Here is a 4341-nt window from a genome sequence, read left to right as displayed (position 1 = left end):
CATGCGTGTATCAATTTGTGCTAGGAAGCCGCCAATTCCTGGTCCTAAAATAAAACCGGTATTAATGACAGCTGAAACGAGTCCCATTGCTTTTGAGCGCTGTTCAATCGTCGTAATGTCCGCAACATAGGCGGTAACTGCAGGCATAATAAAAGCTGCACTGATTCCGCCAATAAATCGTGCCGCATATAACACACCAACATGTGTTCCGACGGCAAACAGCAATTCTGAGAAGCCAAAAATAATCATGCCGATAACGATTAATTTCTTACGTCCATAGCGATCAATCCAGCGTCCCGCAAGTGGTGAAAAGATTAATTGTGTGATCGAAAATGCGGACATTAAATAGCCCATTGTAGCGCCGCTCAAGCCCATTTCATTCATTAACGTCGGCATAACCGGTACAATTAAGCCAATACCTAAAAAAACGATTAATAAATTCGATAACACAAGCCAAATTAGTGGATTAAATCCTCTCACAGTATCCCTCCTTAGTAAAAATCCTTTCTTCATCGTACGCTAGTAATAACTGACTTTCAATCAAAAAAAAGATGAAACGTACACGTTTGCATACATTCCATCTTTTTTCATGTTAATTCACACCAGCAAATCGACCATAGCCAACAATATATTGACTCCAGTGCCCAGCCAATTTATCAATTGTAACACCCCGATTTTGCGAGTTTAGCATCCGCCCATCGCCTAAATAAATCCCGACATGGGCGACACCTTTACCATAGCTAAAGAATACTAAATCACCAGCTTTCGCTTCAGATGCGCTAATTTTTGTCGAAGCAGCATATTGTTGTGCAGCTGTACGTGGAATCGTAACGCCGTTTTCTTTAAAGGACCAGCTCGTTAAGCCCGAGCAGTCAAAGCCTGTGGATGGCTTATTTCCGCCCCAAACATACGCTGTACCCATATATTTACTCGCCTCTGCAATAATCCCCTTTGCCGTTGCACTGCCTTCAACTGTTGGCGTTTGCTGATCGGCATCGGTTGTTTTGGCGCCAAAATTCGTATTACCAGCATTGCCGCCTTCAGTGGAAACTGTTGCTGTATTGATTGTTGTGTCTGCAGCCGCTTTTGTATCTGTTGTCTTTGTCGCATCTGCAGTTTCCGTTGTGTCCGTCGCAGTCGCTACGTCCGTATTGTCAGTTGTTACTGTACGCGCTTGTTGCTGTGCCGCTGCGGCTGCCTCCGCTTGCGCTTTTTCAATCGCAGCCTGTTGTTGCTCTTGCATTTTCTTTAATTTCGCCGCTTGTTTTGCGGCTTTTTTTTGCTTTCTCACAAGTTTTTCTTTTTCTTTTTTTGTCGCAATTTTTTCTTTTAATGCCAGTGAAGCTGCCTTATTTTCCGCACGCTTCACCGTCATTTCCTCGTATTGCTGTTGCATCATTTGAAATTGCTGCTCAAGTTCTTTCTCTTTTTTTACTAATGCGGTATGCTGTTTTTTAAAGGTTGATGATTGTGCATGCTGTTCTATACGCATCGATTCATCGGCATCAATAATTTTTTTTACGGACAATGTACGTGTCACAAGGTCTGTAAAGCTATCGGCGCCAAGAAAGGCTTCTACGTATGGACTAAAGGTCGAATCCTGTGCCTGATACGCTTTCATACGCTTGGCAATAATTTGTTGGCGGTCACTTAACTCTTCTTTCGTCACCGCAATATCCGCCTCTGAATCAAGTAATTCTTCTTGCAATGCGTCATACTGCGCGACATATGTATCGAATTGTTGTGTCATCGTCGTCATTTCTTTTTCTAACGCTTTAATTTGTACATCAATTTCTTTTTTATCGGCTGTTAATTGTGTCGACGTTTTGGCGTCACTCGCTACTGGATAGAGCGAGGTTGTCGCTAAAACCGCTGTCAATACGACGGCCATTGTTCGTGTCTTTTTCATCATTCACAACCCCTATCTATCGTTTATCATAGCATAAATGACATACAAAACTAGCTCTTTAAAGTAGCCGTTATGATACAATTTAATTACTATTTTTTCGAAACGAGGTCTTTTTACATGAAATATGCCCTAATTGGTGATATTCATTCGAGTATCGACGATTTACAAGCTGTTTTCCACCAAATTCAAACGATTCCTGATACACCGACCATTATTGGTATGGGCGATTTATACGAATGCAAAATCGGCAAGAAAAAAGTAGCGACATTAACAGCACCACTGCCACTGACTGACGCACAGGAGAATTCGACACAGTTTGAATCAATGCTGACATTTCCGTCAATTCGTGGCAATCAAGAAGAACGTATTATGCGCGCGACCGGACTTTCTTTATATAATCATTTACCGCTTGTCATGCCTATCGATGGCGCTCGTCTCATTCATGGGCATCAATTCGAATGGTCAGTAGATTGGCAGCCGCTCACAACGCATTTACCAGACGATACGCTCGTCTTTTTTGGCCATAGTCACGACTCTGTACTATATCGTAAAAAGAAGCCACAATCTTTTACATTTGGCGAGCCGATTCTACTAGAAAAAAAGAAATACGGTATTAATGTTGGTTCTGTTGTCGATAACCGCGAATGGGTGCTTTATGATTCGAGCGCACGTACTATTACATTTATGAAAGCTTGATTTATCTGCACAGTTTCCATATTATGAAGGTAATGACATGCTTCACATGGGGGTAATTTGGTGGAATGGCAACAACTTGAGTATTTTCAAATGCTCGCAAAAATTCAGCATATGACAAAAGCGGCTGAGAAGTTATCAATCTCACAACCTGCGCTTAGTCGCTCGATTGCGAGATTAGAGGATGAGCTTGGCGTCCCACTATTTGAACGACAAGGACGCTCGATTCATTTAAATCGCTACGGGGAGCTATTTGAGCATCGTGTAGAACGTATTTTAAATGAATATCAATTAGGCTTAAAGGAACTACAACAATTAGTCGATCCAAATCATGGCGAAATTTCTCTTGGCTTCTTACACACACTCGGGACAAATATTGTGCCGGATTTAATTCGTCTTTTCAGAACGAAGCATCCAGATATTCATTTTTCATTGAAGCAAAACTATACACATTTACAATTGAAGCATTTATTATCAGGCGATTTAGATTTATGCTTAATGGCGAAAATGGACGTGCCAAAACCGATTCACTGGACCGAATTATGGCGCGATGAATTATTTGCCATCGTCCCAAGCGACCATCCATTATCCAAGCGTTCAAGCATTACAATTCACGAGCTTGCGAATGAATCCTTTATTTTAATGAAACCTGGCTATGCCTTACGCCTACAAGCAGATCATTTATTCGAGCAAGCAAAGTTTCAGCCGCGTATTACATTTGAAGGCGATGAAGTGTCGACGGTGGCTGGCTTTGTTATTGCAGGTCTTGGTGTTTCGATTTTACCGGATGGCCTTGAAATTAACCAAAAAGGCATTTCAAAGCTTCATATTACAGGCATGAATGCTGAGCGAATTATCGGTATGGCTTGGTCTGAGGGGCGTTATTTGTCCCCTGCGGCAAAAGCGTTCCAACAATTTATTTTTGATTATTTCGATAAACAGCAGCCATCTTAAAAAAAGAGTTCAACTACGATGTAGTTGAACTCTTTTTAGTAAACCTATAATAAAAATAGGTTGACTAAAATGTTCTCTTTCGCTATGATAAAGTCATTCCAAACGAAGGGGTGTCGTTTATGCAACATTATAAATTAAAAATGTGGATTGTTTCCGCACTATTTGCCGCCATTATTGCGATTTTCGCCCAGCTAACGATTCCGTTACCACTAATTCCGATTACCGGCCAAACATTAGCCGTTGGATTAGCGGTCACGATTCTAGGCCTACGCTATGGCACATTATCTGTTGTGTTATACATATTACTTGGCGCTATCGGCTTGCCGGTCTTTAGCGGTATGACTGGAGGCATTGGCATTATTTTAGGGCCAACAGGTGGCTATATTGCTGGCTTTATCGTGCAAGCACTGGCGATGGGACTTTACTTTAAAAAGTTTGGCTATTCAAAAGCACAGGCCATTATCGCTAATATTTTAGGCATGGTTATTACACTTGCCTTTGGGACAGCGTGGCTAAAAGTACTGGCAGATTTAACATGGATGAAAGCCGTACTGTCAGGCACGGTACCATTTATCATTGTAGGCTTACTAAAAGCCGTTATTGCCGGCTGGGTTGGCGCGATTGTACGTGAACGCTTAGTAAAAATCCGTTTGCTTGAAACGAAAACGGTTTAATACAAAAGAGGCTGATACATACGTATACAAACGACCGTTCATATGAGCATAAAAAAAACCGGAATCGCGCTAGAGCGCGGTTCCGGTTTTCCGTTGCGAACGCTAAAAAAG

Annotated in this window: 5 protein-coding genes; 3 read left to right on the top strand and 2 right to left on the bottom strand. The window is 41.7% G+C overall.

What is annotated here, in order from left to right:
- Together KTHG_RS03715 and KTHG_RS03710 are read right to left on the bottom strand one after the other, a co-directional pair.
- Nucleotides 1–480, bottom strand: a 480-nt coding sequence (locus tag KTHG_RS03715; protein WP_020189582.1) for an MFS transporter, incomplete at its 3' end; no start/stop codon positions are given.
- Between the two features lie 112 nt (nucleotides 481–592).
- A complete protein-coding gene (locus tag KTHG_RS03710) occupies nucleotides 593–1912 on the bottom strand; it encodes a C40 family peptidase (protein WP_255512362.1) in 1320 nt (439 codons plus the stop codon).
- 114 nt (nucleotides 1913–2026) lie between these two features.
- Between KTHG_RS03710 and KTHG_RS03705 the strand changes: the two genes are divergently transcribed.
- From KTHG_RS03705 to KTHG_RS03695, 3 genes are all read left to right on the top strand, one after another.
- On the top strand, nucleotides 2027–2605 hold the full coding sequence (locus KTHG_RS03705; RefSeq protein WP_020189580.1) for a metallophosphoesterase family protein: 579 nt from the start codon (nucleotides 2027–2029) through the stop codon (nucleotides 2603–2605).
- Between the two features lie 60 nt (nucleotides 2606–2665).
- Complete coding sequence (locus KTHG_RS03700) at nucleotides 2666–3556, top strand: LysR family transcriptional regulator (RefSeq protein WP_020189579.1); 891 nt, start codon at nucleotides 2666–2668, stop codon at nucleotides 3554–3556.
- 119 nt (nucleotides 3557–3675) lie between these two features.
- Nucleotides 3676–4230, top strand: a complete 555-nt coding sequence (locus KTHG_RS03695; RefSeq protein ID WP_020189578.1) for a biotin transporter BioY — start codon at nucleotides 3676–3678, stop codon at nucleotides 4228–4230.
- The last annotated feature ends 111 nt before the right edge of the window (nucleotides 4231–4341 follow it).

Source organism: Kurthia sp. Dielmo, from assembly GCF_000307285.2.
GTDB lineage: Bacteria > Bacillota > Bacilli > Bacillales_A > Planococcaceae > Kurthia > Kurthia populi.
The sequence above is the reverse complement of the archived record's forward strand: the minus strand, read 5'-3'. Positions and strand labels throughout refer to the sequence as shown.